Source organism: Streptomyces sp. NPDC052910 (assembly GCF_055585605.1).
Genome location: NZ_JBVJJR010000005.1, coordinates 172,442 through 197,443 on the forward strand (window position 1 = coordinate 172,442; position 25,002 = coordinate 197,443).

28 protein-coding genes are annotated in these 25,002 nt (G+C 72.0%); 20 read left to right on the forward strand and 8 right to left on the reverse strand.

Translation table 11 applies throughout. The features are described from left to right. Nucleotides 1–42: 42 nt before the first annotated feature. Both ACZ6X9_RS19900 and ACZ6X9_RS19905 read right to left on the reverse strand, forming a co-directional pair. On the reverse strand, nucleotides 43–756 hold the full coding sequence (locus ACZ6X9_RS19900) for an HAD family hydrolase (protein ID WP_469779317.1): 714 nt from the start codon (nucleotides 754–756) through the stop codon (nucleotides 43–45). Next, nucleotides 746–1,609: a GntR family transcriptional regulator gene (locus ACZ6X9_RS19905; RefSeq protein ID WP_469779318.1), complete on the reverse strand. Its 864-nt coding sequence runs from the start codon at nucleotides 1,607–1,609 to the stop codon at nucleotides 746–748. Before ACZ6X9_RS19905 ends, ACZ6X9_RS19900 begins: the two co-directional genes overlap by 11 nt. Nucleotides 1,610–2,473: 864 nt before the next feature. On the opposite strand from ACZ6X9_RS19905, the gene ACZ6X9_RS19910 reads away from it, so the two are divergent. The 20 genes from ACZ6X9_RS19910 (at nucleotide 2,474) to ACZ6X9_RS20005 (ending at nucleotide 18,563) form a co-directional block, all read left to right on the forward strand. After that, the gene (locus ACZ6X9_RS19910; RefSeq protein ID WP_469779319.1) at nucleotides 2,474–2,743 is read left to right on the forward strand and encodes a DUF6284 family protein; all 270 of its coding nucleotides are present in this window, start codon (nucleotides 2,474–2,476) and stop codon (nucleotides 2,741–2,743) included. Further along, nucleotides 2,740–3,186, forward strand: coding sequence for a Pycsar system effector family protein (locus tag ACZ6X9_RS19915; RefSeq protein WP_469779320.1), 447 nt, complete (start codon nucleotides 2,740–2,742; stop codon nucleotides 3,184–3,186). The genes ACZ6X9_RS19910 and ACZ6X9_RS19915 overlap by 4 nt, the downstream gene beginning before the upstream one ends. Then, entirely contained in the window at nucleotides 3,183–3,467 is a 285-nt protein-coding gene (locus tag ACZ6X9_RS19920; protein WP_469779321.1) for a hypothetical protein, read from the forward strand. The genes ACZ6X9_RS19915 and ACZ6X9_RS19920 overlap by 4 nt, the downstream gene beginning before the upstream one ends. Nucleotides 3,468–3,496: 29 nt before the next feature. Then, nucleotides 3,497–4,333: a protein spdB gene (locus ACZ6X9_RS19925; RefSeq protein WP_469779623.1), complete on the forward strand. Its 837-nt coding sequence runs from the start codon at nucleotides 3,497–3,499 to the stop codon at nucleotides 4,331–4,333. A 72-nt stretch (nucleotides 4,334–4,405) separates the two neighbouring features. After that, on the forward strand, nucleotides 4,406–4,639 hold the full coding sequence (locus tag ACZ6X9_RS19930; RefSeq protein ID WP_469779322.1) for a hypothetical protein: 234 nt from the start codon (nucleotides 4,406–4,408) through the stop codon (nucleotides 4,637–4,639). A 97-nt stretch (nucleotides 4,640–4,736) separates the two neighbouring features. Further along, nucleotides 4,737–5,054 carry a hypothetical protein gene (locus ACZ6X9_RS19935; protein WP_469779323.1) on the forward strand — a complete coding sequence of 106 codons (318 nt, stop codon included), beginning with the start codon at nucleotides 4,737–4,739 and terminating at the stop codon, nucleotides 5,052–5,054. A 2-nt stretch (nucleotides 5,055–5,056) separates the two neighbouring features. Then, nucleotides 5,057–5,248, forward strand: a complete 192-nt coding sequence (locus ACZ6X9_RS19940) for a hypothetical protein (RefSeq protein ID WP_469779624.1) — start codon at nucleotides 5,057–5,059, stop codon at nucleotides 5,246–5,248. 116 nt (nucleotides 5,249–5,364) lie between these two features. Next, nucleotides 5,365–7,518, forward strand: a complete 2,154-nt coding sequence (locus tag ACZ6X9_RS19945; RefSeq protein ID WP_469779324.1) for an FtsK/SpoIIIE domain-containing protein — start codon at nucleotides 5,365–5,367, stop codon at nucleotides 7,516–7,518. A gap of 204 nt (nucleotides 7,519–7,722) precedes the next feature. Continuing rightward, complete coding sequence (locus ACZ6X9_RS19950; RefSeq protein ID WP_469779325.1) at nucleotides 7,723–8,196, forward strand: hypothetical protein; 474 nt, start codon at nucleotides 7,723–7,725, stop codon at nucleotides 8,194–8,196. A 16-nt stretch (nucleotides 8,197–8,212) separates the two neighbouring features. Next, complete coding sequence (locus ACZ6X9_RS19955; RefSeq protein WP_469779326.1) at nucleotides 8,213–8,353, forward strand: hypothetical protein; 141 nt, start codon at nucleotides 8,213–8,215, stop codon at nucleotides 8,351–8,353. Nucleotides 8,354–8,441: 88 nt separating this feature from the next. Further along, complete coding sequence (locus ACZ6X9_RS19960; protein ID WP_469779327.1) at nucleotides 8,442–9,698, forward strand: DNA cytosine methyltransferase; 1,257 nt, start codon at nucleotides 8,442–8,444, stop codon at nucleotides 9,696–9,698. A gap of 83 nt (nucleotides 9,699–9,781) precedes the next feature. Then, complete coding sequence (locus ACZ6X9_RS19965; RefSeq protein WP_469779328.1) at nucleotides 9,782–10,003, forward strand: hypothetical protein; 222 nt, start codon at nucleotides 9,782–9,784, stop codon at nucleotides 10,001–10,003. A 20-nt stretch (nucleotides 10,004–10,023) separates the two neighbouring features. Further along, nucleotides 10,024–10,413 carry a hypothetical protein gene (locus tag ACZ6X9_RS19970; protein WP_469779329.1) on the forward strand — a complete coding sequence of 130 codons (390 nt, stop codon included), beginning with the start codon at nucleotides 10,024–10,026 and terminating at the stop codon, nucleotides 10,411–10,413. Further along, nucleotides 10,410–12,281 (forward strand): DNA polymerase, encoded by a 1,872-nt coding sequence (locus tag ACZ6X9_RS19975; protein ID WP_469779330.1) that lies wholly within the window; start codon nucleotides 10,410–10,412, stop codon nucleotides 12,279–12,281. Before ACZ6X9_RS19970 ends, ACZ6X9_RS19975 begins: the two co-directional genes overlap by 4 nt. A 12-nt stretch (nucleotides 12,282–12,293) precedes the next feature. Further along, a complete protein-coding gene (ssb, locus tag ACZ6X9_RS19980) occupies nucleotides 12,294–12,770 on the forward strand; it encodes a single-stranded DNA-binding protein (RefSeq protein ID WP_469779331.1) in 477 nt (158 codons plus the stop codon). Nucleotides 12,771–12,883: 113 nt separating this feature from the next. Beyond that, the gene (locus tag ACZ6X9_RS19985; RefSeq protein WP_469779332.1) at nucleotides 12,884–13,813 is read left to right on the forward strand and encodes a bifunctional DNA primase/polymerase; all 930 of its coding nucleotides are present in this window, start codon (nucleotides 12,884–12,886) and stop codon (nucleotides 13,811–13,813) included. After that, on the forward strand, nucleotides 13,810–15,582 hold the full coding sequence (locus ACZ6X9_RS19990) for an ATP-binding protein (protein ID WP_469779333.1): 1,773 nt from the start codon (nucleotides 13,810–13,812) through the stop codon (nucleotides 15,580–15,582). Before ACZ6X9_RS19985 ends, ACZ6X9_RS19990 begins: the two co-directional genes overlap by 4 nt. A gap of 78 nt (nucleotides 15,583–15,660) precedes the next feature. Beyond that, nucleotides 15,661–15,903: a helix-turn-helix domain-containing protein gene (locus tag ACZ6X9_RS19995; protein ID WP_469779625.1), complete on the forward strand. Its 243-nt coding sequence runs from the start codon at nucleotides 15,661–15,663 to the stop codon at nucleotides 15,901–15,903. Nucleotides 15,904–15,985: 82 nt separating this feature from the next. Continuing rightward, on the forward strand, nucleotides 15,986–17,251 hold the full coding sequence (locus ACZ6X9_RS20000; protein WP_469779334.1) for a tyrosine-type recombinase/integrase: 1,266 nt from the start codon (nucleotides 15,986–15,988) through the stop codon (nucleotides 17,249–17,251). A 460-nt stretch (nucleotides 17,252–17,711) separates the two neighbouring features. After that, nucleotides 17,712–18,563: an EamA family transporter gene (locus ACZ6X9_RS20005; protein ID WP_469779335.1), complete on the forward strand. Its 852-nt coding sequence runs from the start codon at nucleotides 17,712–17,714 to the stop codon at nucleotides 18,561–18,563. Nucleotides 18,564–18,712: 149 nt separating this feature from the next. Here ACZ6X9_RS20005 and ACZ6X9_RS20010 read toward each other — a convergent pair whose 3' ends face one another. From ACZ6X9_RS20010 to ACZ6X9_RS20035, 6 genes are all read right to left on the reverse strand, one after another. Next, the gene (locus ACZ6X9_RS20010; protein WP_469779336.1) at nucleotides 18,713–19,498 is read right to left on the reverse strand and encodes an SDR family NAD(P)-dependent oxidoreductase; all 786 of its coding nucleotides are present in this window, start codon (nucleotides 19,496–19,498) and stop codon (nucleotides 18,713–18,715) included. A gap of 45 nt (nucleotides 19,499–19,543) precedes the next feature. Beyond that, nucleotides 19,544–20,719, reverse strand: a complete 1,176-nt coding sequence (locus ACZ6X9_RS20015) for a serine hydrolase domain-containing protein (protein ID WP_469779337.1) — start codon at nucleotides 20,717–20,719, stop codon at nucleotides 19,544–19,546. A gap of 219 nt (nucleotides 20,720–20,938) precedes the next feature. Continuing rightward, nucleotides 20,939–21,700, reverse strand: a complete 762-nt coding sequence (locus ACZ6X9_RS20020; protein ID WP_469779338.1) for an energy-coupling factor ABC transporter ATP-binding protein — start codon at nucleotides 21,698–21,700, stop codon at nucleotides 20,939–20,941. Continuing rightward, nucleotides 21,697–22,488, reverse strand: a complete 792-nt coding sequence (cbiQ, locus tag ACZ6X9_RS20025; RefSeq protein ID WP_469779339.1) for a cobalt ECF transporter T component CbiQ — start codon at nucleotides 22,486–22,488, stop codon at nucleotides 21,697–21,699. The genes ACZ6X9_RS20020 and cbiQ overlap by 4 nt, the downstream gene beginning before the upstream one ends. A gap of 1 nt (nucleotide 22,489) precedes the next feature. Further along, nucleotides 22,490–23,509: an energy-coupling factor ABC transporter permease gene (locus tag ACZ6X9_RS20030; protein ID WP_469779340.1), complete on the reverse strand. Its 1,020-nt coding sequence runs from the start codon at nucleotides 23,507–23,509 to the stop codon at nucleotides 22,490–22,492. 286 nt (nucleotides 23,510–23,795) lie between these two features. Beyond that, the gene (locus ACZ6X9_RS20035) at nucleotides 23,796–24,992 is read right to left on the reverse strand and encodes a MarP family serine protease (protein ID WP_469779341.1); all 1,197 of its coding nucleotides are present in this window, start codon (nucleotides 24,990–24,992) and stop codon (nucleotides 23,796–23,798) included. Nucleotides 24,993–25,002: the final 10 nt, after the last annotated feature.

Here is a 25,002-nt window from a genome sequence, read left to right on the forward strand (position 1 = left end):
ACCACCGCGACAGGGTGGGCTTACCAGGTACGTGACCGGCAGCTATTGGGGCTGGTCGGGGGCGCGGCCGGCCATGAGTGCGTCTGCGACTACGCCCATGTCGAGTGTGATCGCGTCTGCCCCAGCACGTGACAAGACATCGTGCTTGTGCGGCTTGTTGGCGAACCCGACGACTCGGGTACCAGCGGCGCGCGCGGCTTCGACGTCGGTCACGGAATCGCCAATGAGCACGCAGCGGCGGACGTCCACACCGAGCGCACCAGCGGCGCGGAGGAGAGAGAACGGGTGCGGTTTCATCCGCTCGGGATGATGGAGAGGACGTCCGACGACCTTGTGCACCAAGTCGAGCAGGCCATGGCGCCCGAGGAAAGCCCGCACCGCCTCTTCCGAATTGTTGCTGACGATGGCTACGAGCCGGCCAGATGCAGCGGCCTCGCGGATCGCCTGCACAGCTCCCTTGGTTGGTTCTCCGGATAGCGCCACTGCCGTCAGCTCAGCATCGGTCAGCGCACGCTCAACGGCCGCTGAGAGACGACGGCTGCCCCTGGCGGACAGCTTGAGCACTTCGAGGGGATCCTCCGTTTGCTCATGCTCCGCCCAGAGTTCACCCACCTCCGCGACCACCAGCTTCCTCAACGCTTCGGCGACGTCCCGGGCGGGGTACCCGGCGAACACGTCACAGATCGGCCCGTCGAAGTCGAAGAAGACTCCCGACATGCCCTGAAACGCAGAGGCAAGCTTTGCATCAGCCGTCAAGGTCGAGGTCCCTCCCGATCGTGTCCCATACGCTGTTGAACCACATCTGGGCCTGTTCCACCTGCTGAGCTCCGCCCGACTGCTCGCTGTCGTTCCCGGAGTGGTGGAAGAGGACGGTGTCCACGCCGAGCAGGTCGTAGAACTCGACCACCTCGCCTTGGACGGAAACTTTGTTGGGGCGGACTGGGTAGTACCCGAAGAAAACGTCCTCTTCGTTGATGATGTACAGCTTGAAGAACTGGGTTCCGCCGTACACCCGCACGCGCACCTGAGCTTGCTGGACAAGCCCGAGGTGGGCCAGCTCGTGTATCGCGTTGGCGATACCGCGTGTATGACTGGCCACGATTTCGCGTGCTCGGTTCCGTAGCCGGGGGTCGTCGACCCCGTCTTCGCGCCGCACCGGCACCGGCTGCGGTACAGACATGTCCGGAACAAGGATCCGAACGTTGATGCTCGTCGGCGTGAGGCGCCCTACCCGGATCTTGTCCAAGGGCTCTTGGAGCGCGCCATGCAGGGTTTCGCTGGAAAACCCGGCGAAGTCGATCGACACCTCCTGACGCGCAAACGCCTGCTCAACGTACGGGCGTAGGCCAGACGGGCGCTCCGTCCGGTTCCGCACGAACACACCAGACCCTTTGCGAGAAACGATGAGTCCTTCGTCTTCGAGGTCTCGCAGGGCACGTTGGATCGTCGCGCGAGCGAAGCCGTAGTGCTCGGAAAGCTCCTTCTGAGAAGGGAGCTTCGCCCCGGGCGCCAGCTTCCGGGTACGAATCGCCGCTCCAAGGCTGCTGGCCACCTGTTCGTACGGCGGTCGGTCGTCATCTGGGTCAAGGGACTCCGGGGTGAAGGCCATGGGACCGATGCTACGCGGCGAACGGCCGGTTTGAGCAGGCAGGCTAGCCAGGTGTTGACGTGGCTAGCCAAGCTGGATACCTTCATCTCAATGGCGACCTGACTAGCCAAGCTAGGCAGGCACCGGAGGGCACCACTGTGCGCTCCTATGGCGCGCTGCGGGCCCGCGTTGACCGTTGCTTGAGAACTGAACAGTGATCATGCGGGACTGACGCGAGAGCGCAGGTCGCGGGAGGCGCCTAGGCCGAGGGGCCGGGGGCGAACCGCCGCGATGGACAGTGCTCTCCCCCTACGCACGGCAACGCCGCCCCGGCTATGGGGTGTGGGGATGGACCGGGAGCTGACCAGTGCGATGCACCACCGGCTGGATGGCGAGCGGCATAGACCAGCGGGGTCCCAACGCATGTGGCGAGATGAGACAGATCGCCCCCGCGACGACCGGGTGACGTCGTCCTGGCGGCACGCCAAAGGCCCACGTGAGGGCCGCTGCCTGCTGGCGTCAGAGCAGTGACGATGACGCACCCGACGTTTCCCGGCTCGGGGCCGGTACGCCTTCACCTCGGCGTTCCGGCGAAGCCGACGTGTTCCTGCGACTTGCGGGAGATCGACGTGAAACGACACATCCAGGTGCCGCCGGGCTGGACCGGCCGGCGGTGCCGTACGGCCATCCGGTCCGCTCCGGTCCCGCGGCGCTGACGCCGCGGCCGGCTGCCTCTCCTGCCCGTCCGTCCCGTGTACCGCGTGGGGACGTACGGGTGGGGGTGCGGGGAGCCGGATGTTCCGACCCCAACGGCGAGCACCCCCGGTGCATGAACACCGGGGGCGCGGTTCGGGCCGTTGCCACCTGCTAGGGAGAACACGACCCATGAACATCATCGTCACTGTTCAGGACGCCGTTACCGCGTTCGCCGACTTCATGGAGCCGACGGACGCGGAGCTGAAGGCGATCGAGCGGGAGATGCCCGTGATCCTCGCGCGCGTCGACCTGCTGGACGCCCAGATCACCACGATGGACCGCACACCCACGGAGCTGGACCGGCGCCGGATCCGCCGGGCCCACCGGCGGCTGCTGGCGGCCCGCCGGGCGCTGGCCAACAGCACGGCCGAGACGAGTGTCTCCGGGGGTGCGGCGTGAGCGCCAGCGACCGGGACCTGGTGGCCGCCCACGCCGAGGTGAAGGCGGAGATCGGGCGGACGGACTCCAAGACCGCGCTGTTGCTGGCGTTCGTCGGGGCGGTCCTCGCCGGCGCCTGGACGGTCGCCCGCGACCTGCCCCTGAACCTCCCCGCCCGCGCCGCCGGCGGTGCCGGTATCGCGCTGCTGGTGGTGGCGGCCGGTCTGCTGCTGCGGTCGGTCCGCCCGAACCTGTGCGGCCGGCACGGCTTCCCGCTGTGGGCCACGCTTACGGCCCGGGAAATCAGCGCCACCGTCTCCACGGAGCTGGCCACCGACATCGCCGGGCTCTCCCGCCTGGCGATGGCCAAGTTCACCTGCCTGCGCCGTGCGGTCGACCTGACCATGGCCGGCGGCGCCCTGCTCGTCCTCGCCGCCCTGCTCACCGCGGGAGGTGTGGCGTGAACGAGCCGACCGTAGACCTGTGTGACCTGCCGGAGGCGGCCGTGGCGCTGCTGCGCGCGGTGCACGACGCGCTGGACGTCCCGCTTCCGGGGCTGAGCGATGAGGACGAACGCGCCCATCGTGTGCTGTTGCAGCTCCGGGCCGGCGACGTGCGCGCGATCCTCACCTGCGTCTTGGGCATGGGCCACGACATCGGCCTCTCCGCCCGGACGCTGAGCGCGTGGACGTCCCAGGAACCGGTCACCTACACCCCCTGGGACGACGGCGGAGGCGCGCCGTGAAGGCCAGGACCGCTTTCCCGGCCGTGGTGATGACGGCCGTCTCCATGGTCTTGACCTTGGCCGTGGTGGTGATGTGGCTGCGCGGCTCGGTGCCGTTGCCTGTCGCTCTGACCGTCGGTCTCGGTATCGACGGGGGCTGGCTGGCCACTCTCGCCTACGAGCGCCGCCTGGCCGCGCAGGGTGACCACAGCCGCCCGGTGACGGTGCTGGGGTGGTGCTTCGGGGCGATGGCGACCGGCGTCCTGGTCGCCCATGCACTCGCCGAGCAGTCCCCCAGGGCGTGGTTGGCCGTCGCGTGGCTCCCGCTGGCCGCGAAGTCCATGTGGCTGGTACACGGATTGTGGGAGCGGACCGCGCTGACCCGAAACGCGCTGGACGTCATCCGTGACATCCAGCAAGAAGCCCGTGACGAAGCGGCCGTCGCCCGTGCCCGGCTGCGGGCGGAAGCGGCCACGCAGGAGACGCGGTTGACGGCCGTGACGGAGGCCGGGGCGCGCGTCGCACGCGTCCAGGCCGAGACCGCCAAGACCCTGTCCGAAGCCTGGTCAACGTTGGAGCGGACGCGGGCGGGTGAGGAGACCGGCAGGGCGCTGGCCAGTGTGACGAGGCCCGTCACACCCGACGGCACACCGGACGGCACGCCCCGCTGGGAACTGCCCGTGTGGGGACCGACAGACCCCGTAGCGCCCGCCCTGGACACCGGCCCGGCCCTGACGGACCAGGCACTGGATGAGCTGGTGGACGAGATCCGTCACAGCCAGACGCCGCCCCTGTCCTACCGCGAGATGGCCGCCCGCTTCCGGGCGGCCGGCCACTCCGCCTCCGAGGTCCGCCTACGGGCCGCATGGAAGCGCGTAGCCGCCTGACGAGCGGGACCCGCACCCACCCCGACGAACAGTGCACCGCCTGACCGACCACATCCAACCAGGAGATCCGCTGTGACCACCCAGAACACCACCCCTTCCAACCCGCCCCAGGGCAGCCACCACTGGATCATCACCCTGGAACTCCCCGGCCGCTCGTCCGTCACCGGCTCCGGAACGTGGACCCCGCCGGCCGGGGCGACCCGCCACGACGTGTTCACGGCCATCAGGCGCGACATCACGCGCCAGCATCCGGAGCTGACGACCGCGAACGTCGTGTTCTTCGCCCTGGAGCCCAACCAGCTCTGACCGCCCCGCACAACCTTTTCCGGTACGGGCCCCGCGCACTCGCCGCGCGGGGCCCGTACCTGTTTCGAACCGCCCGAGACCTTGAGGGGTATCCGACATGGGCAAGCCCGACACACGTCGGCTGGACCGCGCGATACAGCAGACCGACCGCAAGCTGGAGGCCGTCCGCGAGCGGGAGATGTGGCCGCTGGACGGCCGGGAGCGCCGGGCCGTCGCGAGGGCGATGACCAGCGGTTCCTACCGGGTCATCAAGGGCCGCAGCACCGATGACGCCGATCGGCGGCTTGAGTCGGTGTGGCGTGCGGCCGAGACCCGGCTGATCGCGGAGATCACCGCCCTGCACAGCGAGCGGCAGCGCGTGGTGACGGAGGCCGCCGCCGCCAAGGCCGCGAAGAAGTCCAAGGGGTGGTGGTGAGCATGTTCCAGGCCGGAGACAAGGTCACCATCGTGGCCTGCGAGGACGACCCGCGTGCGGTCGGCCGCACGGGCCGCATCGTCGACGGGGTGCCGCCGGGGCCGCTGACGAACGGCCGGTGGACCGTCAACGGCCTCGGGCTGCTGATCGCCCCCGTGCTGTGCCACAGCCACGAGCTGCGCAAGACCGGCTGACCGACGCGGCGCTGCCGTATCTGCCCGGGGTGGCCGTCCCTGCCACGGTCGCGGCCACCCCGGGCCCCTTTCCCAACTCCCGCCTCTGCTCCAGGTAGTCAGGAGTGTTTCCCATCATGGGTGACAACGTCGTTCCCCTGCACAAGAACCCCGCCCCTCCTACCAGCCCGCCCGCCGTGCCGCCGGTTGAGCCGGGCACCGTGACCACCCTGACCGTCGTTCCCGACCCGGCCCCGCAGCCGCCCGTGCCGCTGTGGGTGCGCTCCGGGCGGGCGGTGAAGCGGCTGGCTCGGGATGAGCGGACCGTGGCGGCCGCCCGCGCGGTGGCCTGCCACGGCCTCTACGTCGCCGGAGGCGCCCGGATCGTGGCCCGCCGTACCTGGGACGGCCGTACCGCCGCCCGCTACGAACGCATGCTGCGCGCCGCCGAAGCCGCGGGGAACTACGAGGTGGCGGCGGAGTGGGAGGAGCGCGGGCAGCGCTTCCGCGAGGCCCGGCACCGGCGCCGCATGGACCTGCTCCACTCGCCCGTGGACGCCGCCAAGGGCGCCCTCGTCGGTACCGGCATGGGCATCGGCACCCTGATCGCCCTTGGCGTCGTCCTCGCCATCGCCACCAAGGACCCCACCAAGGTCATCACCCCGATCATGGCCGTGATCAAGTTCATCGAACTGCTGGTCACGATCGTGACCGTGGTGTGGGGGCCGCTGGTCACCCTCGGTCCGTTTCTGGCCCTGCTCGCCCTGTGGGCCGTCGGCCGTCATCAGCAGGCCGCGCCCCAGTGGGCCCTGCCCGCCTCCGCCCGCACCGGGGAAGGGGAGATCATCACCCCGTCCATCGTGGTCAAGGCCCTGCGCGACCTGGGGATTTCCCCGCTGAAGAGCGCCATCAAGGAGATGGGCGACGCCGGTGCGTCCATGCTCAGCCCCATCCGCATCGCCGGGTGCGGCGTCGAAGTCGACGTCACGCTCCCCTCCGGCGTCGCCACCGACGAGATCCAAAAGCGCCGCCGCAAGCTCGCCGAGAACTTGACCAGGCATGAGCACGAAGTGTTCATCACCATCCCCGAAGCCGCACGGACAGTGCGGCTGTGGATCGCCGATTCCGGCGCCCTGGACGAGCCGATCGGCCCGTCCCCGCTGGTCACCGACGAGACGCTGACCGCGAACTACAAGACGGGCAAGGCACCGTGGGGTCAGGACCTGCGCGGGGACGCCGCAGCTCTCAGCCTCTACCAGCGGCACGTGCTGGTCACCGGGCTGTCCAACCAGGGCAAGACCGCCGCCCTGCGCGCGCTCGCCCTGTGGCTGGCCCTGGACCGGTCGGTGCAGTTCTGGATCGCGGACCTGAAGGGCATCGGCGACTGGGCCATGTTCCAGGGCATCGCACAGGTGCTGATCGAGGGCCCCTCCGACGATCACGTGATCCAGGCGACCGAGATGGTCGAGAACGCGGTGGAGGAGATGAACCGGCGGATCGAGGAACGCCGCAGCGATCCGACCACGGTGTTCAAGCCGCTGATCGTGCTGGTAGACGAAGCGCAGCTCGCGTTCATGTGCCCGGTCAAGGACAAGAAGAAGCGCCCCTACGGCGGCCAGGCCGCCAACTCCCGCTACTTCATGGCCGTCCGGAAGATCCACAACCAAGGTCGTGCGGTGGACGTGCTGATGTGGCAGGGCACACAGGACCCCACCGACCAGAACCTGCCCAAGCTGGTGCGCGAGGGCGCCCACACCCGGGCGTCGCTGGTGCTGGGGACCGAATCGCAGTCCCGGATGGCGCTGGGAGAAAAGGCCGTCGACGGCGGCGCCGCCCCGCACTTGCTGCGTCAGGGCCTGGACAAGGGCACCCTCGTGGTCGCCTCCGACGGCATCACCATCCCGGCCGGTCAGGCATCCATCACCGTGAGGACCCACTTCATCGACGACGAGCCGGCCGCCGAGGTCGCCGAGCGGGCGAAGGCCCTGCGCACCGGGGTGAACACCTTGACCGTGATCGACCACGGCGAGGAACGCGACGCGCTCGCCGACGTGGCCGCCGTCCTCGGCGAGGAACCCAAGCTGCGGACCAACGAGGTGCTCAAGCGGCTGCACGCCTTGGCCCCGAAGGTCTACGGCGATCAGTGGACCAACGACCGGTTGAAGCGGCTGTTGGAGGAGCACGGCGAGGAGCCGAAGAAGTCCCACGGGGTCATGGTCGTCCACCGCGATCACGTCCTGCGGGCGCTCGCCCACCGCGACGAAACCGGTTCCGCTTCCACTGCCGGATAGCGGGGAGCAACACCTCTTTGGCCCGGGGAGGCGGGGAGAACTCCCCAAACCCCTCCCCGGGCCCGTCTCCCCGCGCTGATCAGCGAAAACATCGTTTCGGGGAAGCGGGGAGCCGCCCTGCTCACACCCCCGGAACACCCCTCCACACGGCACCCCCAAGGGGGTGCCTCCGCCTCCCCGAGCGAGCGCCGGAAGGGATTCCGCATGCACCCCGACCACACCCACCACAGGCCCGCCGAGACGGCCCTGAACCTCCACCAGCCGGCCCCGCTCCCGCCCGCCGTCGCTGTGCCCGCGCCGCCGGCGGTGGTGCAGCCGACCGCCGTGCCGGCGGTGGCGAGCGTCGTCCTGCCCGACGGCCGCGTCATCACCGGCTACGCCATCGAACCCGCCCACCCCGCGCCGGTCGCGCCCAAGCCGGCCGTCTCCCGCACGGCCGTCAACGTCGCCCTCGGCGGCGCCGGCTTCCTCGCCGTCTGCGGCGGCCTGCTGCTCCTCACCACGTTCATCGCCGCTCTCACTGCGCTGATCACTCAGCTCATCGTGCTCGCCGCCGTCATCTTCGGCGGCTTCATCGCCATCCAAGTCCTCGGCCGCCGCAGCCACGACAGCGGCGTCAGTGGGACCACGGTCAACATCCGCAAAGCGATCTTCAAGCGCAACCACTTCCACGGCTGACCGGGAGGCGCACCCCATGACCGACTTCTTCGGGGACGAGTCGCAGTACTGCGACGACTGCTGTTCCTACAACTGCCCTGGGCACAGGGTCTGCGAGCAGTGCGACTGCGACTTCGACAGCGAGGACGACGGCTGCGACTGCCCCGGCTTCCTCTAGTCACGCCGAGGGCGGCCCCCCATCTCGCCAAGGATCCCGGGGCCGCCCTCGTCCAACCAGCCCGAACAGACCTGTTGGAGGTCTCAGCATGCCCCAAACCGTCCCCATCCTGCCGGAGGGCGGCAACATCAGCCTGTGCACCGGCTCCGGTGCGCTGGATCTGGCCGTGGAGGCCGTCACCGGCCTGCCGACGGCCGTGGTCGCCGAGAAGGACCCGGCCGCGTCCCGCCTGTTGGCCGCCCGGCTGCCCCGCACCCGCAACGTAGGCGACATCACGACCGTCGACTGGGCGGCGCTGGCCGCCACGCTGCCGCGCCCGGCGGCGGTGACCGCCGGCTTCCCCTGCCAGGACATCTCCAACGCCGGACCTCGGGGAGGGATCGCCGGTGACCGCTCGGGACTGTGGAAAACCGTCGCCGAAGCCGTTCGCCTGCTTCGACCCCGACTCGTCTTCCTGGAAAACGTCGCCGCCATCCGCAGCCGGGGACTCGACGTCGTCGCGGCCGACCTGGCCGCGTGCGGGTATGACGCACGATGGATGTGCCTACGCGCTTCAGATCCCGAAGTCGGGGCCTGCCACCGCCGCGACAGGTGGTTCGCCGTCGCCTATCCCGCTGCTGAAAACCCCCACCTCGCAGTTGGGGCGCAACGGCGGGCCGCAGCACCCGGACAAACGGCGGGCGGGCGGACACGGGCCGACGCTGGAGGACGAAGTGGTCTTCTTGCTGCCCCCGACGGGCACATGAGGCTGCTGCCCACCCCGGCCGCCGCCGACGGCACCGGCGGCCCCGGCACCTCCCCCAAGCGCAAGGGCGGCATGAACCTGCGCACCGCCGTCACGCTCCTGCCCACCCCCGCCTCACGCGACTGGAAGTCCGGCGCCTCCAATCTGCTGGAGCGCAACTCCCGCCCGCTGAATGAGGTGGTGGTGAACCTGCTACCGACCCCGAAGGCGTCGGACGGGCCGCACGGCGGGCCGAACCAGCGCGACCGGGCCGGGAACTACTACCTCCCCGGCCAAGCCGTCCGCCTGGACGGCCGGTGGGTGGCCACCAACGGCACCGACTACGGCCCCGCCATCCGCCGCTGGGAAACCGTCCTCGGGCGCCCGGCGCCGGAGCCGACCGAGCCGGGCACCAAGGGAAACCGCCGCCTGTCCCCGGTCTTCGTCGAGTGGATGATGGGCGCCGATCCCGGCTGGGTGACCGGCACCGACCTGGGCCTGTCCCGCTCCGACCAGCTCAAGATCCTCGGCAACGGTGTCGTCATCCACCAGGCCGTCCACGCCTACCGCGCCCTGCTCGCCACCCTCGCGCCCGTCCGCGCCGACGCGGACATCGCCTAAGAGCGCGTCCGGGGCGGCCCCGCCTCTCAGAAGACGGTGGCCGCCCCGGCCCTCAACGGACATCCCGTTGCCGGAGGTACCGCGTGAACGCCCCACAACAGAACCCCGAGACACCGCCCGCGGCCGGCTACCAGGCCGCCGACACCACCGTCTACGACGCGGCGCTGGACGGGGACGGCTACGTCTGGCTCGCCCGCCTGCTCCCGGACCCCGCCCCGCTGCCGTGCCCGCGCTGCCGCCGCCCGATGCGCCTGCCCGCGGTGCGGCTGCTGTGGCACTGCCCCGCCTGCGACACGTCCCTGTGAGACGAACAGGAGGAACACCTGTGCGCCCAGATCAGACAGCCCTGTACGTCGCCATGCGCCCCTACCGCGACACCCGCGAGCGGGACCGCGCCCTGACCCAGCACAACCGCCGCGTCACCGCCGCCCGCCGAACGGACCCGGACGGGGAGCTGGCCGCCCAGCCGCTTCTCACCACGTCGGGCGACACGATCATGGCCGTCGGAGAGGCGGAGTGCGGCATCGGGCCGCACGCGGCGTCCGTGGTCTTCTTCGCGGACTCTGAGACCCACCGCATCGAGCGGCGGGGCGGCGGGTGGTGCCGGACCGCCTTGTGCGTGCGGCACTGGAGCGCGCTGGCCCGGGACGACGAGGACGACACGCCCCTGGCCGAAGTGCGCTTCGGCCGCCCCTTGCCCAAGGCACGGCCGTGACGGCCTACACCCGCACCCACGCCGGGCACACCATGACCGTCCACGCCCCGCGCGACGCCGCCGAGTTCGACGCGGCGGCGTTCGCCGCGTTCGCCCGCTCCGACGTGGTGCTGGGCCTGGACGTGGAGACCCGGGCGATCGAAGACGGCGGCCCCGGGCACTTCGGCCCCGGCGCCGGCGTCCGCCTCGTGCAGTTCGGTACCCCCACCACCGCCTGGGTCCTCAACCCCCTCATCCCCGCCCAACGGGCGGCGATCGAGGAGGTGCTGGCGGATCCGGAGCGGCGGTTCGTCACCCACACCAACTACGACGTCCTCGCCCTCTGGTCCGCGTTCGGCATCGCCCTGGGCCAGCGGGTGGTGGACACCCACCTGCTGTCCAAGCTCATCAACCCCGACGAGCGGGCCGGGCACGGTTTGAAAGACCTCACCCTGCGGCATCTCGACGACGGGCTGGTCCAGGCCCGTGAGGCGCTGTACGGGCGGATGCGGGAGCTGGCCCCGGCCGGCTCCCGCGCCGGGAACACCCCGCTCACCTGGGGTTGGACCCACATCCCCGCCGACGATGAGACCTACGTCGTGTACGCCGGTCTCGACGCGGTCTATGTGCGTCGGTTGCTGCCGCTGCTGCTCGCCCGGTGCACGCCCGTTTCGCATCTGGTGGTCATGGAGCAGTGGCTGGCCGCGCAGTCCACCGGCATCACCGTCCGCGGCCTGCTCCTCGACCGCCCCTACACCCAGGCCCTCCTGGACGAGACCCGCGAGGATTTCGACCGGGCCGCCCAGCGGATCCGCGACGTCCTCGGTTTCCCCGGGGCGTCCCCGCGGTTCGCCGAGTGGCTGGCCGAGCAGGTTGAAGGGGTCGCGCTGCCGCGCACGGCGACGGGACGGCCCCAGGTCACCGCTGATGTCCTCGTCCAGCTCCACCAGGACATCGCCGCCGGCAACGCCCGCATCACCGGCCAGGGTCGTGAGCTGCTGGAGGCCCGGCGGGCGATGGCCGCCACCTCCAACACCATCACCAACCTCAAGTCCTTCCTTGCCGCAGCGGATGCCGACGGCCGGGTCCACCCGCAGATCAACACCCTGCGGGCCAAGACGGGCCGCATGTCGATCACGGCCCCGGCGCTTCAGACGCTGAAGAAGCATGACCCCAGGCTGAGGCACTGCTTCCGGGCCGAGGACGGGCACGCGCTGGTCGCCTGCGACTTCTCCCAGGTCGAAGTCCGGGTGGCCGCCGCGCTCTCCCGGGACCCGCGGCTGATGGACGTCATCGCCTCCGGAACCGACCTGCACGACGCCACCGCCACGCTGATGTACGGCACCGGCTTCACCAAGGAGCAACGGAGCATCTCCAAGCGGGCGACGTTCGGCACGATCTACGGCGGCGGCGCCAAGGCCCTGGCCGCACAGACCGGCGTCCCCGTCGCGACCGCCCGCGGCGTGATCCAGCGGTGGCAGCGCACCTACCCCGAAGTGATCCGCTTCGGCAAGGACATCGCCAACGCTCGCACCGTCATCACCGGCTCCGGCCGCCGAATCCCCGCCGACCCCGACCGCCCCTACGCCAACAGCAACTACATGATCCAGAGCACGGCGAGGGACCTGCTGGTGGCCGCCGTCTACGAACTCGCCACCGTCCACGGCCTGGCCGGCGCGCTGTGGCTGTTCGTCCACGACGAAGTGATCGTCCACGTCCCCGAACACGATGCGGAGCGCGTGCGCGACCTGCTCACCGCCGTGATGACCACCACCTTCCGCGGCGTCCCCATCGCAGCCGACGCCGAGATCCTCGGCACCCACTGGGGCCGCCTCCCCGAACCGCAGCGGGCGGCCCCCTCTTCCGTACCGGAGCACGCCGGAGCCTAGGAGGCCCGCACCATGCCCATCGGAGAAACCGTGATCACCCTGGTCGGCAACCTCACCGCCGACCCCGAACTCCGCCACACCGACGACGGCACCCCCTGGGTGTCCTTCAACGTCGCCTCCAACAGCAAGGCCTGGGACAAAAACCGCGCCGAATGGGGTGAAGGCCGCACCATCTACCTGCGCTGCACGGCCTGGCGCTGGCTCGCCCAGAACGCCGCCGACAGCCTCCGCAAGGGCACCCGCGTCATCATCACCGGCGCCCTGCGCCAGTACGACTACACCAGCGCCGACGGCGTCCAGCGCACCAGCTTCGGTCTGGACGTGGAGGACATCGCCGTCAGCCTCCGCTACGCCACCGCCACCGTCCACCGCACTACCAACACCGGCCCGACCGCAGGCAAGAGGCAGCCGACGGGCTGGGGCACCGCGCCGGCCGGGGACGACGCCTGGGCGACCGCCGGACCGGGCGACGACAAGCCGCCCTTCTGAGCCGTCCTCTTCCCGGCCAGCCCGGGTAACGGGCTGGCCGGTGGGCGCCCGCCCTCTCAGCAAAGACCGCGGGCGCCCTTCTCCCATCCAGCAGGAACAAGGAGGTCTCCATCATGACCCAACGCACGCCCGCCGCACAGCGGCCGGGCCCGTGGTGGGCCGCGGCCCGTGCACACGCCCTCACCGCCGCCACCCTGCACGGCCTGGCCGTCTTCCCTCTCTCCCGAAGCAAGCTCCCCGCCATCCCCAGCGCCCACCCGGAACCGACCGCCACCTGCACCGGGGAGTGCGGGCAGACGGGCCACGGTGTGCACGACGCCAGCGCCGAACCGGTCCGGGTCCGGGCGCTGTTCGCGGCGGCGCCGTGGGCGGCCGGCTACGGCATCGCCTGCGGCCGGGCGCCTCATCACCTGCTCGGCTTGGATCTGGACCGGAAGAACGGCGTGGACGGTGTAGCCGGGCTGCGGGCGCTCGTGGCCCGGCACGGGTTCCAGGTGCCGCGCACGGTCATGGTGGCCACCCCCTCCGGCGGCTGGCACCTGTGGCTCACCGCCCCCGCCGGCGTGACGATCCCTAACACCGCCGGTCTGCTCGCCCCCGGGATCGACACCCGGGGGACGGGTGGCTACCTGGTCGGCCCCGGATCCCTCGGACCGAACGGGCGCTACCGCTTCGCGGTAACTTTCAGCCAGTCCGCCATCTCCGAAGCTCCACCCGCGATCACCGACCTCCTGAAAGCCCGCCAGGCGGCCGTTCAGGGACCCCCTGGACCGAATGCCCCGGGACGGGGGTCCAGGCGCTCACGCGGCCATCTCGGGCCTCTGGTGCGGTTCGTGCGGGATTGCGGGCCCAACGATCTCAACAACCGGCTGTACTGGGCGGCCCGCACGGCGTTCGAGTCCGACGATATCGACCCCGACGCGGCCACGGCCGAGCTGCTGGCCGCCGCCATCGACCGCGGCCACCCCGAGACGCCGGCCCGCCGCACCATCGCCAGCGCGGCCAAGGGCGCCGCCCGCGCCCGGAAGGAGGCGTCTTCGTGAGCGAGAAGGGCCCCAGCCAGGCATCCCAGCTCGTCAGCATGGCCAAGGCGGGCTACAAGTTCGTGATGTCCACCGACGGCCGTCCCTACGGCGTACGCCGCAACGGCCCCAACATCGCCCGCCCCTTCAAGGGCCGCGGCGGCGTACGGGCCGCGCTCGCCAAGCAGTTCACCGAGGACAACGGCGGCCAAGTCCCCTCCGCCGGCGCCCTGGCCGACGCCATGACCGTCCTGGAAGGCATCGCGGATGCCACCGACCCCGTCCGGGTCCACCTGCGCGTCGCGCGCGCCGAGAACGGCATCGTGCTGGACCTGGGCACCGCCGACGGCAAAGCCGTCATCGTCGGCGCCGACGGCTGGAGCATCGCCGGCCGCTCTCCCGTCCTCTTCCGCCGCTCCGGCGCCATGGTCCCCCTGCCCGTGCCCCAGCAGGGCGCGGACGGGATCGCCCTGCTGCACGGCCTGGTCAACATGGACGACTCGGCCTTCCACCGCCTGGTCGCCTGGCTGGTCGCCGCCTGGATCCCGGACATCCCCCACCCGGTGCTCACCTTCAAGGGCGAGCAGGGCACCGGCAAGTCCTACACCGCCCAGATGATCGTCAACCTCGTCGACCCCTCCCCGGCGTCGAAGCGGTCCCAGCCGCGGGACATCAAGGCGTGGTCGGTCCAGGCGTTCAACTCCTGGGCCCTGTGCCTGGACAACGTGAGCGCGATCCCGCCCTGGCTGTCGGACACCCTGTGCCGGGCCGTCACCGGCGACGGCATCGTCGACCGCGCCCTGTACAGCGACGACGACGTGGTGGTCCTCACCTTCCGCCGGGTGCTGGCGATGACCACCATCGACGCCGGCGCCCTGGCCGGAGACCTGGCCGAACGGATGATGCTGCTGGACCTCCAGCCCATCACCACCCGCGCCCGCCGCGGCGAGGAAGAACTGGACGCCGCGTACACCACGGCTCGCCCGCACGTGATCGGCAGCCTCCTGGACCTGCTCGCCTCCGTCCTGCGGGAGCTCCCGGACGTGACGCTGGACAGCAAACCCCGGCTAGCGGACTTCGCCCGCGTGCTCGCCGCCGTCGACCGCGTCACCGGCTGGTCCACCCTCACCGACTACACCGACGCCGCCGAGAACATCAACGCCGATGCCCTGGAAGGCGACCCCTTCGGCTCCGCCGTGGTCGCCTGGCTGGACACCCACGGCCCCTGGTCGGGCACCGCCGCCCAGCTCATGGACGTCATCCCGCCCCCCGACGGCTACCACCCCCAGTGGCCCAAGGACGCCACCCGGGCCAGCGGCCGACTCAAGCGCATCGCACCCCTGCTGCGCTCCATCGGCATCGCCTACGACGACACCCAGCGCACCCCCGACCGCGCCCGCCAACGGCTCATCCACCTCGCCCCATCTGAAGTACGGTGCGAAACAGCGTCCGCAGTGCCCGCAGCGTCCACAACCCCCGCTGACCTGCACGAACCTGCGGACGCTAACGCGGACACTGCCCCAGACGCAGCGTCCGCACAGCGTCCGCACAACGATCATGCGGACGCTACGGGCGGCGCTGCGGACGCTAGGAACCCCTCAGCGACCGCAGCAGCGTCCGCACTCGGCACCGCCTCTGACCTGCGCCCTTGCAAGATTCCGGACGCTGCGACCGCTGCGGACACTGCCGCGCACCGCACTTCTAATCCGGGACTGCGCTGCCCCATCTGCGAACAGCCCATGACGCCGGCGCTGACCGCAGCGGGCCACCTCAAACACCCGGGTTGTTAACCACACCGCCCCGGCTCTGAGCCGCGCTGAGACGCGACTCAGAGCCGCGTGACCCCAACCCTCGGAGACGCCGTGACACTGTCCCGCCTCCTTGAGCAGACCGATCCCCGCGCCGCCCTCCGGGACGGTCTGCCGGACCGCTACCTCACCCCCGACGACATTGCCGAGATCTTCGACGTGCCGAAAGAGACCGTCTACCAGTGGCGCAAGAAGCGTCTTGGCCCGCCCGGCTTCCGCATCGGCAAGCACCTGCGCTACGACCCAGCCGACGTCCGTGCCTACGTCACCGAACGCAAGCACGCCGACCTGGACGCCGCCTGACCACGTCATCCAAAAGCCCCGGCGGGGAGAGCCGCTGTGGCAGCGGCCCCCCTGCCGCTTGTCGAGAGGAGACCACTGCCTCATGGCAGGCCACATCCAAGACCGCTGGTACAAGACCAAGCCCGGCCCCGACGGCAAACCCCACCGCCTCAAGACCGACCGCCACGGCACCGGCATGCGCTACCGCGCCCGCTACATCGGCCCCGACGGCCGCGAGAAGTCAAAGAGCTTCCGCGACGGACAAAAACGCCTCGCCGAAAAGTGGCTGAGCAAGACCGAGACCGACATGAGCACCGGCCAGTACGTCGACCCGAAGGCGGGCCGGACTACCTTCCAGCAGTACGCCGAGCGCTGGGTGTCCTCGCACGCCGGAGAGGTCAACAGCGGAGAGGGAGCCGAACGGCGGCTGCGGCTTCACGCCTACCCGAGCATCGGCAGCCGGCCGTTGGGCTCCTTCAAGCCGGAACACATCCGCACCTGGCTTGGCCAGTTGAAGAAGTCGATGCCGAACGAGGCACACCGCCGCGTGGTCGCCTCCACGGTGTCGGCCGTCTTCAACGCGGCCGTCGATGACGAGCTGCTGACGAGGAACCCCTTCAAAGCCAGCTCGGTGCAGATGCCGAAGATCGGCGATTCGGTGGTGAAGCCGTGGACCGCCGACCATGTGTTCGCCGTGCAGACCGGGCTCCCCGAGCGTTTCCGCGCAGCGGTGGACCTGGGCGCCGGGTGCGGGCTGCGGCAGGGGGAGATCTTCGGCATTTCCGAGGACGAAGTCGACTTCGAGGGCGGATGGATCACCGTGAGCCATCAGCTCAAGCGGCTCCGAGGGCAGTACGTCTTCGCTCCCCCGAAGGGTGGGAAGACGAGACAGGTGCCCCTCCCCGGGGCGGTCTCAGACGCGCTCAAGGCTCACGCCGATGCCTTCCCGACCATCACGGTCACCCTGCCGTGGCGCACTGTGGATGGCGAGCCTCGCACCAAGCGGCTGTACTTCAGCGGCGCGGCCGGCCTCCACGTGCGGGTGAGCCACTTCAACGACTTCATGTGGAAGCCCGCACTGGCCGCCGCTGGGCTCATCCCGGAGCCGGAGGAGGGTAAGCGGTACGCGTCCGCCCGAGAGCACGGCATGCACGCCCTAAGGCACTTCTACGCCTCCGTGCTCCTGGATGCCGGGGAGAGCATCAAAGCGTTGAGTCGGTACCTGGGGCACGCGGATGCGGGCTTCACGCTGCGCACGTACACGCACCTGATGCCGAGCAGCGAGCTTCGTACGCGCAAGGCGGTGGACGACCTCTACAGGGGACGTTCGAACGAAGATCACGGCCCGCAGACGGCCCGCGGGGAGTAACCATCCGCGATGGCAGCCTGTTCTGGCTGGTCACCATGCCTAAGGGGCGCGCGACGCGGAACTTCATCTACTTCTTCCCCCTCTACACCGGGCAGCCGATCCCACTGGACGACTGGCGGAACCGGATGTGGCTGGACACCTGGATCTGACGGGCCGAACTCTCCTGCTCCACCGGCACGTTGGGTGACACCTGCCACATTCGTCACTGTGGGTGCGTTGTCAGTGCCTTCCGCCGCCTGCCGGGACGACGTGGCCGCGGCGGCGACTCGGCGGGGCCGGTGGTGGCGGAGGTACTGCTGGCGGGCTGAACAACCGCTCCGGCGGCGGAGGTTTCCCGGTGGCGGAGGTTTCCCGGCGGCGGGGGTGACGGAGGTGACAGCAGACAGCGGCCGGCCCGCACTAGCGTCGCGGACATGCGCACAGCCGACTCCGCCCACGACTCCGTCCACGGGTCCGCCTCGTGACCCCGCTGGTCGTCGCCGCCGTCCTGGCCGCGGCGGTCACCCACGCCTGCTGGAACGCCATCGCCCACGGCATCCGCGACCAGTTGACGGCCTTCACCCTGGTCGGCGCAGGCAACTGCCTCGGCGGCCTGGCGGTACTGCCGCTCGCACCGGCGCCGGACCCGGCCTCCTGGCCGTACCTGGCCGTCTCCGGCGTCCTGCACGTGCTCTACATGACGCTGCTCATGCGGTCGTTCACTCTCGGCGACTTCGGCCAGGCGTACCCGATCGCCCGGGGCACCGCGCCTCTGGCGGTCACCGTGTTCGCGGCGGTCTTCGCCGGGGAGCTGCCCGACGGCTGGCAGCTCGCCGGCGTGGCCGTGGCCTCCGCCGGCCTGGTGGGCGTCGCCCTCTGGGGCATCAAGGGCTCGGGCGCTCCCCCACAGTGGCCCGCGATCGGCGCGGCCGCCGCCACCGGCCTGGCCATCGCCGGCTACACGGTCGTCGACGGCCTGGGCGTGCGCTCGTCCGGCTCCTCCCTGGGCTTCACCGCCTGGCTGATGATCCTGGAAGGCCTGCCCGTCCCGCTGTACGCCCTGGCGGTCCGGCGGCGGTCCGCCCTCGCCGCGGCGCGGCCGTACGCCGTGCGCGGCCTGCTCGGCGGCCTGATGTCGATGCTCGCCTACGGGCTGGTGTTGTGGGCGCAGACGCGCGGGCGGATGGCGCCGATCGCCGCGCTCCGGGAGTCGTCGATCATCGTCGGCGCGGCGCTCGGGACGCTCCTCTTCAAGGAGCGGTTCGGTGCGCCGCGGGTCGCGGCGGCGGTGCTGGTGGTGGCGGGGATAGGGCTGATGTTGCACGCCGGTTGAGGCCGGGTGTGCCCCGGTCCCTCTGCCCCCAACAGGCCGAAAATCAGCCTGTCCGGCGTTTGAGGACAACCGCGCGGAGCGCGGTTTCGGGAGTGCGGGGGCCGGCCCCCGCAGAAACGGTGAAAGGGCGGGACCGGGGCCCCACCCCCTCACCTCCCCCGAAGCGCCCCCCGCAGGCCGACGTTGGCCACAAGGATCCCGCCGTCGACGGGAAGGGTCACACCAGTGATCCACGACGCGTCACGGGACGCGAGGAAGGCGACCGCAGCGGCAACGTCCTCGGGCCGCCCCACCCGGCCCAGCGGGTAATGACCGGCGGCCCGCCGCAAAGCGTCCTCACGGCCGTCCCAGTTGGGCGTGTGCACCGTACCGGGCGCGATGAGGTTGACGCGGACGCCGCGCGCCGCCGCCTCGCCGGCGAGGGTGCGGGTGAGGCTCGCGAGGCCCGCCTTGGCCGCGCTGTAGGCGTGGTTGCCGAAGTCCTGCTCGCCGTTGACGGAACCGATGTTGACGATCGCGCCGCGCCCGCCGGCGGCGGCGAGGTGCGGCAGGGCCGCGCGGGCGCAGCGGAAGGCGCCGCCGAGCGTGACGTCGAGGTCGCGCTGCCAGAGGTCGTCGGAGTGGTCCTCGAAGCGCTCGGGGTCGCGGCCGCAGGAGAGGGCGTTGTTGACGAGGACGTCGAGTCCGCCGAAGCGGTCCACCGCGTGGGCCACGGCGGCTTCCACGGCCTGCCGGTCGGTGACGTCGCAGAGGTGGGCCTCGGCGGTGAGGCCGGCTTCCCGGATGGCGTGGGCGGTTTCCTCGGCCCGGTCGCCGTCCGCGTCCGTGACCAGGACGCGGGCGCCCTCGCCGGCGAGCCGCAGGGCGGTGGCGGCGCCGATGCCCCGTCCGGCGCCCGTGATCAGAACGGACCAGCCGTCGAACCGTCGCGTCATGGGAGCCCCTCTCACACCACCGGTCACACCCTCTGGGGGCGTTCCCTACCCCGCGAGGGCGCGGGCAACCGCCCGGACCAGGGCCTGCGCGCGCGGGTCGGCCGTCACGTTCTTCTGCATGCCGTTGGTGACGTAGCCGAAGGAGATGCCGGACTCGGGGTCGGCGAAGGCCAGCGAGCCGCCCCGGCCGGGGTGGCCGAAGGAGCCGGGCGCGAGCATCGGCGAGGCGGGGCCGTGCAGCATGTACCCCAGTCCGAAGCGGGTCCTGGCCATGAGGACACGGTCGGGCCCGGCCGACTCCTCACTGCGGGCCAAAGTGAGCGTGGCCGGGGCGAACAGTCTCCGCCCGCCGGCGCCGAGGTCGCCGATGAGCGCCGCGTAGAACCGCGACAGCGCCTCCGCCGTGGCGACGCCGGCCGAGGCGGGGAGCACGGCGGCCCGGTAGGCCGGGTCGTTCTCGTCGGGCAGCGGGTCGATGGCCGCGAAGGCGCGCCGGGTGAGCGACGCGGGGTCGCGGTAGGCGTCGGACACCGACTGCTTGGGGCGGACGCGCAGGCCGGGCGAGCCGGCCTGGGCGGGCGGCTCGACGTCGCCGATGCGCCCGGCGCGGTGCTGTTCGGCCTCCGGCAGTCCGAGCCACAGGTCGAGCCCCAGGGGTGCGGCGATCTCGTCGGCGATCCACGCGCCGATGTCCCGCCCGGTGACGCGCCGGACGAGTTCGCCGACGGTCCAACTGTAGGTCTGGGCGTGGTAGCCGTGGTCGGTGCCCGGCTCCCAGGCGGGCGCCTGGGCGGCGACCGCGCGGGGGCCGCTGACGCCGTCACGGGCCTGCTCGGGCGTGAGCGGGGTGTCGAGGACGGGCACGCCCGCGCGGTGCGCGAGGAGGTGCCGGACGAGGACGCGCTCCTTGCCGGCCGCCTTGAACTCGGGCCAGTAGGTGCCCACGGGCGCGTCGAGGTCCACCTGTCCGCGCTGGTGCAGCAGCAGCGGCACGGCCGCGGCGACGCCCTTGGTGGCAGAGCGCACGATCTGCGCGGTGTCCGGGGTCCACGGCGTGCCGCCGTCGACGTCCCGGGTGCCGCCCCACAGGTCGACGACCTTGCGGCCGTCCCGGTGGACGACCACGGCGGCGCCGCGCTCGCCGCGGCGCGCGAAGTTGTCGGCGAAGGCGTCCCGGACCGGTTCGAAACCGTCCGCCACCGTGCCCTGGACGTCCGTCACTGCTGTTCCGCTCCCACTAGGTCCCACCAGGCCCGTCAGCCCCACAGGTCTTGTCGACCCGATCGCCGTACATGTCCTCCCCATGGTGCATCGCGATCGGCGACCCCCGGCGACCGGGTCGCCCGCCGCCGCCGCGCGGCCGGCCGGGCGTCCCCGCTCCCCGGCGGCTTCCTGACGCCTTGCCGGGCCGGCCGCGCCCATCCCCGGGTGTGATGGGGATCACGGCACGGGCCGGTCCGGGACCGTGTGCGGGTCGAAGCCGAAGGGGAGTTCCAGCCGGTGCGCCCGGAGCAGTTCCGCGTCGCCGAGCAGCGTCCGCGTCGGCCCGTCGGCGACGATCGTCCCGCCGCCGAGCACGACGGACCGCTCGCAGAGCTCCAGTGCGTAGGGAAGGTCGTGGGTGACCATCAGCACGGTGACGTCCAGGCTCCGCAGGAGGTCGGCGAGTTCACGGCGGGAGGCGGGGTCGAGGTTGGAGGAGGGCTCGTCCAGGACGAGGATCTCGGGCTCCATGGCGAGGACGGTGGCGACCGCGACGCGCCGCCGCTGTCCGAAGGAGAGGTGGTGCGGGGGCCGGTCGGCGAAGTCGGCCATGCCGACCCGGTCCAGGGCGCGGCGCACTCGGGTCTCGAGCGCGGCGCCGCGCGTCCCGGCCGTGGCCGGGCCGAAGGCGACGTCCTCCCGGACGGTGGGCATGAACAACTGGTCGTCCGGGTCCTGGAAGACGATGCCGACCCGCCGCCGGATCTCGGCGAGGTGCGGCGCGGCGACCGGCAGCCCGGCCACCCGTACCGTCCCGGCGCCGCCGCCGAGGATGCCGTTGAGGTGCAGGACGAGGGTGGTCTTGCCGGCGCCGTTGGGTCCGAGCAGGGCCACCCGCTCGCCCTGACGGATCGTCAGGTCGATGCCGTGGAGCGCATGGTGACCGTCCGGATAGGCGAAGGCCAGCCCCACGACCTCCAGCGAGGGCGGAACCGTCACAGCGCTACCCCTTCCGTCGTCAGGCGGACCGCCAGCGCGGCCAGCGGCAGGGCGGCGGCGCCCGCCCACTGCGCGCGGCTCGCGCCGGCCGCGCCCGTCATGCCCCCGGTCTCGGGAAGGGTGCCGGTGTAGCCGCGGCTGACCATCGCGAGGTGGACGCGTTCGCCGCGCTCGTAGGCACGGATGAACAGCGCACCGGCGGACGCGGCCAGCACCCGCCAGTGGCGCGCACCGCGCGCGGTGTGCCCCCGGGACTCCCGGGCGACGCGCATGCGCCGCATCTCGTCGCTGACCACGTCCAGGTACCGGAGCATGAACGCGGCGATCTGCACCAGCGTGGCGGGTACCCGCAGCCGCCGCAGGCCCAGCAACAGGTCCCGCAGGCCGGTGGTCGAGGCGAGCAGGACGGAGGCGGCCACGCCCAGGGTGCCCTTGGCCAGCAGTGTCCCGGCGTCCCACAGCCCGGGCTCGCTCAGCGGCAGCCCCAGGACGTCCACCCGCGGCCCGCGCGCCACGAACGGCAGCAGCAGCGCGAACGCCACGAACGGCAGCTCGACCGTCAGCCGGCGCAGGACCACGCCGGCGGGCAGCCGGGCGACCGCCGTGACGGCGGCGAGCAGCGCCGCGTGACAGGCGAACGCCCACGGCGGGGTGGCCGGGGTGGCGGCCACCACGAGCATGAAGCCGCACGCAGAAACGATCTTGCACTGCGCGGGCAGCGTGTGCACCGGCGAACCGCCCGGCCGGTACAGCGCTCCGTGGACGGCCGCGGCGTGCCCGGCCCCCATGTCAGACGGCCTCGGTCCGCCGGGCCTCCTCCGCCCGTGGCGCCGGCGGCCGGGCCCGGCGGCGGCGCAGCACCACGAGGACGCCCGTACCGGCCGCCAGGGTGACGCCGGCACCGACGACCCCGGCGAGGGCGCCGGACGCGCGGTCGTCGCCGACGTCCTTCACCCGGTAGCCGGACAGCGGCGAGTCCTCGACGGCGTGGGCCCGCTCCTCGCGGTCGAGGCCCTTGTCCCGGGCCACCTTCTCCAGGCCGTCCGGGGTGCTCGCCGCGTAATGGCTGACGAAGCCGGCGAGCACGGCGGTGACGGCCATGACGACGACGGCGAAGCGGCGGCGCGGACGCGGGACGCGCGGTGGCGCGGAGGGGTCGCGGGTCGCGGCGCGGGCGCCGTGGACGAGGTCGGGGCGGACGGCCATGACCGCGCCGACCGTCATCGCCGTGATCACCGCCTCGCCCACGCCGATCAGCGCGTGCACGCCCGTCATCGCCGCGAACACCGTCGTGACGGGCACGTCGGTCGTCCCGCCGAGGGCGTAGAACAGGGTGAAGGCGCAGGCCGCGGCCGGGACGGAGACCAGCGCCGCGCCGAACGACGCGAACGTCACCGCGCGCGGCCCGCGGGGCAGCACCGCCAGCAGCCCGCGGAACACCGCGTAGCCGACGAGCGTGGTCACCACCGCCATGTCGGTGACGTTGACGCCGAGCGCGGTGAGACCGCCGTCCGCGAAGAGGAACGCCTGGGCCGTCAAAACCACCGTTATGCAGAGGAGCCCGGTCCACGGCCCGGCCAGCACGGCGGCCAGGACGCCGCCCAGCAGGTGCCCGCTGGTGCCCGCCGCGACCGGGAAGTTCAGCATCTGCACGGCGAACACGAACGCCGCGACCAGGCCCGCGAGAGGGGCGGCACCCGTCTCCTGCTCCCGGCGCGCGCCGCGCAGCGCGAGCGCCACGGCGGTGAGGGCGGTGGCTCCGGCGGCGAGGGAGACGGGTGGGTCGATGTATCCGTCGGGTACGTGCATGGGGCGCCCGCTTTCGGTCCGTGCCGATCGTGCAGGGGTGAACCGCTCGCATGATGGGCGCATTGCGAAGCCCTCGCAAGAGCGTGCGGCGCGCGCTTGCGCGCCCCCGGCGGGGGGGGTGTGCCCCGGTCCCGCCCCTTCGCCGATTCCTGGGGGCGGCGCCCCCAGACCCCCCTGTCACGGCTTCGCCGCTCGTCCTCGCGGAGCGCGGTTTCGGGGGTGCGGGGGCGCAGCCCCCGCGAGAAACGGTGAAGGGGCGGGACCGGGGCACCCCGACCGACGGCCCCTACAGCGCCGCCCTGCTCCCCGTACTCACCGCCGCGGTCGCCGTCGCCCCCAACCGCGCGTCCTCCGCGACCTGCGCGGCAGTCAGCACGTACCCCGTCTCGGCATTGGCCGTCGACCGCGCGAAAACGACCCCGTACACCTTCCCCGAAGGAGTAAGCAGCGGCCCGCCCGAGTTGCCGGGCCGAACGGTCGAGCGCACGGAATACACCTGCCGGGTGGCCAGGCCGTCCCCGTAGATGTCCTGCCCCTTCGCCCGCAGTTCGTTGGCGACCGTCGCCGCGCGCAGGTCGAGGCCGCCGTTCTCCGGGAAGCCCGCGACGACCGCGGCGTCGCCCCGCTTGGCGGTCTTGTCGAAGGGCAGCACGGGCGCGTCCAGGCCGGGTACGTCGAGGACGGCCACGTCGGTCTCGGGGTCGAAGAGGACGACCTTGGCGCGGTGTGGTCGCCCGACGCCGCCGACTCGTATGGTCGGGTCGGTCACGCCGGCGACGACGTGCGCGTTGGTCATCACGTGCTCCGCGGCGTAGACGAAGCCGCTGCCCTCCTGGCCGCGGCGCCCGCCGTCGACGTCGGCTATGCCCTCGACCTTGACGACGGACGTCCGGGCGGCCCGGTTGGCGGCGACGGTGACGGCGTCGCCGGAGGGCTTGGCGACGCTGGTGGCGGGCTCGTTCTCGAAGGGGTTGAAGACCTGGGGGAAACCGGCGCCGGTGAGGGCGTCGGTGGTCCGGCTGAACCAGGTGGGGGCCTGTTCCGGCATGGCGTCCTGGACCGCGCCGAGCACCCGGGAGTCGCGGATCTGGCCGGTGAGCAGGGTGGAGTTGGCCGAGACGAGGACGCTGGCGGCGACCCAGGAGACCAGCAGCACGGCCAGCGAGTTGACGACCGCGCCGCCGGCGCCGTCCACCCCGCGTACCGGGGCCCAGGTCAGCCGCCTCCGCAGGCTCCAGGCGAGCCGCCCGGCCAGGGCGTGCCCGAGCACGGCCGGGACGAGGACGACGAGGACCGCCACCACGGCGGCCGACGACGAGCCGGGTTCGAAGTGGCCGACGACGGACGGGAGCGCCCAGACGCCGAGCACCGCGCCGCCGAGGAAGCCGGCGAGCAGGACGGCGCTCGCGACGAGGCCGCGCCGGAAGCCGGAGACGGCGTAGCCGAGGACGACCAGGAGCAGAAGCACATCGAGCAGGTTCACCAGTGGAGCC

What these genes read in the sequence shown, in the direction of transcription:
- ACZ6X9_RS19905 (WP_469779318.1), bottom strand. Translation starts at nt 1,609, where the DNA reads ATGGCCTTCACCCCGGAGTCCCTTGACCCAGATGACGACCGACCGCCG.
- ACZ6X9_RS19910 (WP_469779319.1), top strand. Translation starts at nt 2,474, where the DNA reads ATGAACATCATCGTCACTGTTCAGGACGCCGTTACCGCGTTCGCCGAC.
- ACZ6X9_RS19925 (WP_469779623.1), top strand. Translation starts at nt 3,497, where the DNA reads ATGACGGCCGTCTCCATGGTCTTGACCTTGGCCGTGGTGGTGATGTGG.
- ACZ6X9_RS19935 (WP_469779323.1), top strand. Translation starts at nt 4,737, where the DNA reads ATGGGCAAGCCCGACACACGTCGGCTGGACCGCGCGATACAGCAGACC.
- ACZ6X9_RS19940 (WP_469779624.1), top strand. Translation starts at nt 5,057, where the DNA reads ATGTTCCAGGCCGGAGACAAGGTCACCATCGTGGCCTGCGAGGACGAC.
- ACZ6X9_RS19945 (WP_469779324.1), top strand. Translation starts at nt 5,365, where the DNA reads ATGGGTGACAACGTCGTTCCCCTGCACAAGAACCCCGCCCCTCCTACC.
- ACZ6X9_RS19950 (WP_469779325.1), top strand. Translation starts at nt 7,723, where the DNA reads ATGCACCCCGACCACACCCACCACAGGCCCGCCGAGACGGCCCTGAAC.
- ACZ6X9_RS19955 (WP_469779326.1), top strand. Translation starts at nt 8,213, where the DNA reads ATGACCGACTTCTTCGGGGACGAGTCGCAGTACTGCGACGACTGCTGT.
- ACZ6X9_RS19960 (WP_469779327.1), top strand. Translation starts at nt 8,442, where the DNA reads ATGCCCCAAACCGTCCCCATCCTGCCGGAGGGCGGCAACATCAGCCTG.
- ssb (WP_469779331.1), top strand. Translation starts at nt 12,294, where the DNA reads ATGCCCATCGGAGAAACCGTGATCACCCTGGTCGGCAACCTCACCGCC.
- ACZ6X9_RS19985 (WP_469779332.1), top strand. Translation starts at nt 12,884, where the DNA reads ATGACCCAACGCACGCCCGCCGCACAGCGGCCGGGCCCGTGGTGGGCC.
- ACZ6X9_RS20000 (WP_469779334.1), top strand. Translation starts at nt 15,986, where the DNA reads ATGGCAGGCCACATCCAAGACCGCTGGTACAAGACCAAGCCCGGCCCC.
- ACZ6X9_RS20010 (WP_469779336.1), bottom strand. Translation starts at nt 19,498, where the DNA reads ATGACGCGACGGTTCGACGGCTGGTCCGTTCTGATCACGGGCGCCGGA.
- cbiQ (WP_469779339.1), bottom strand. Translation starts at nt 22,488, where the DNA reads ATGGGGGCCGGGCACGCCGCGGCCGTCCACGGAGCGCTGTACCGGCCG.
- ACZ6X9_RS20030 (WP_469779340.1), bottom strand. Translation starts at nt 23,509, where the DNA reads ATGCACGTACCCGACGGATACATCGACCCACCCGTCTCCCTCGCCGCC.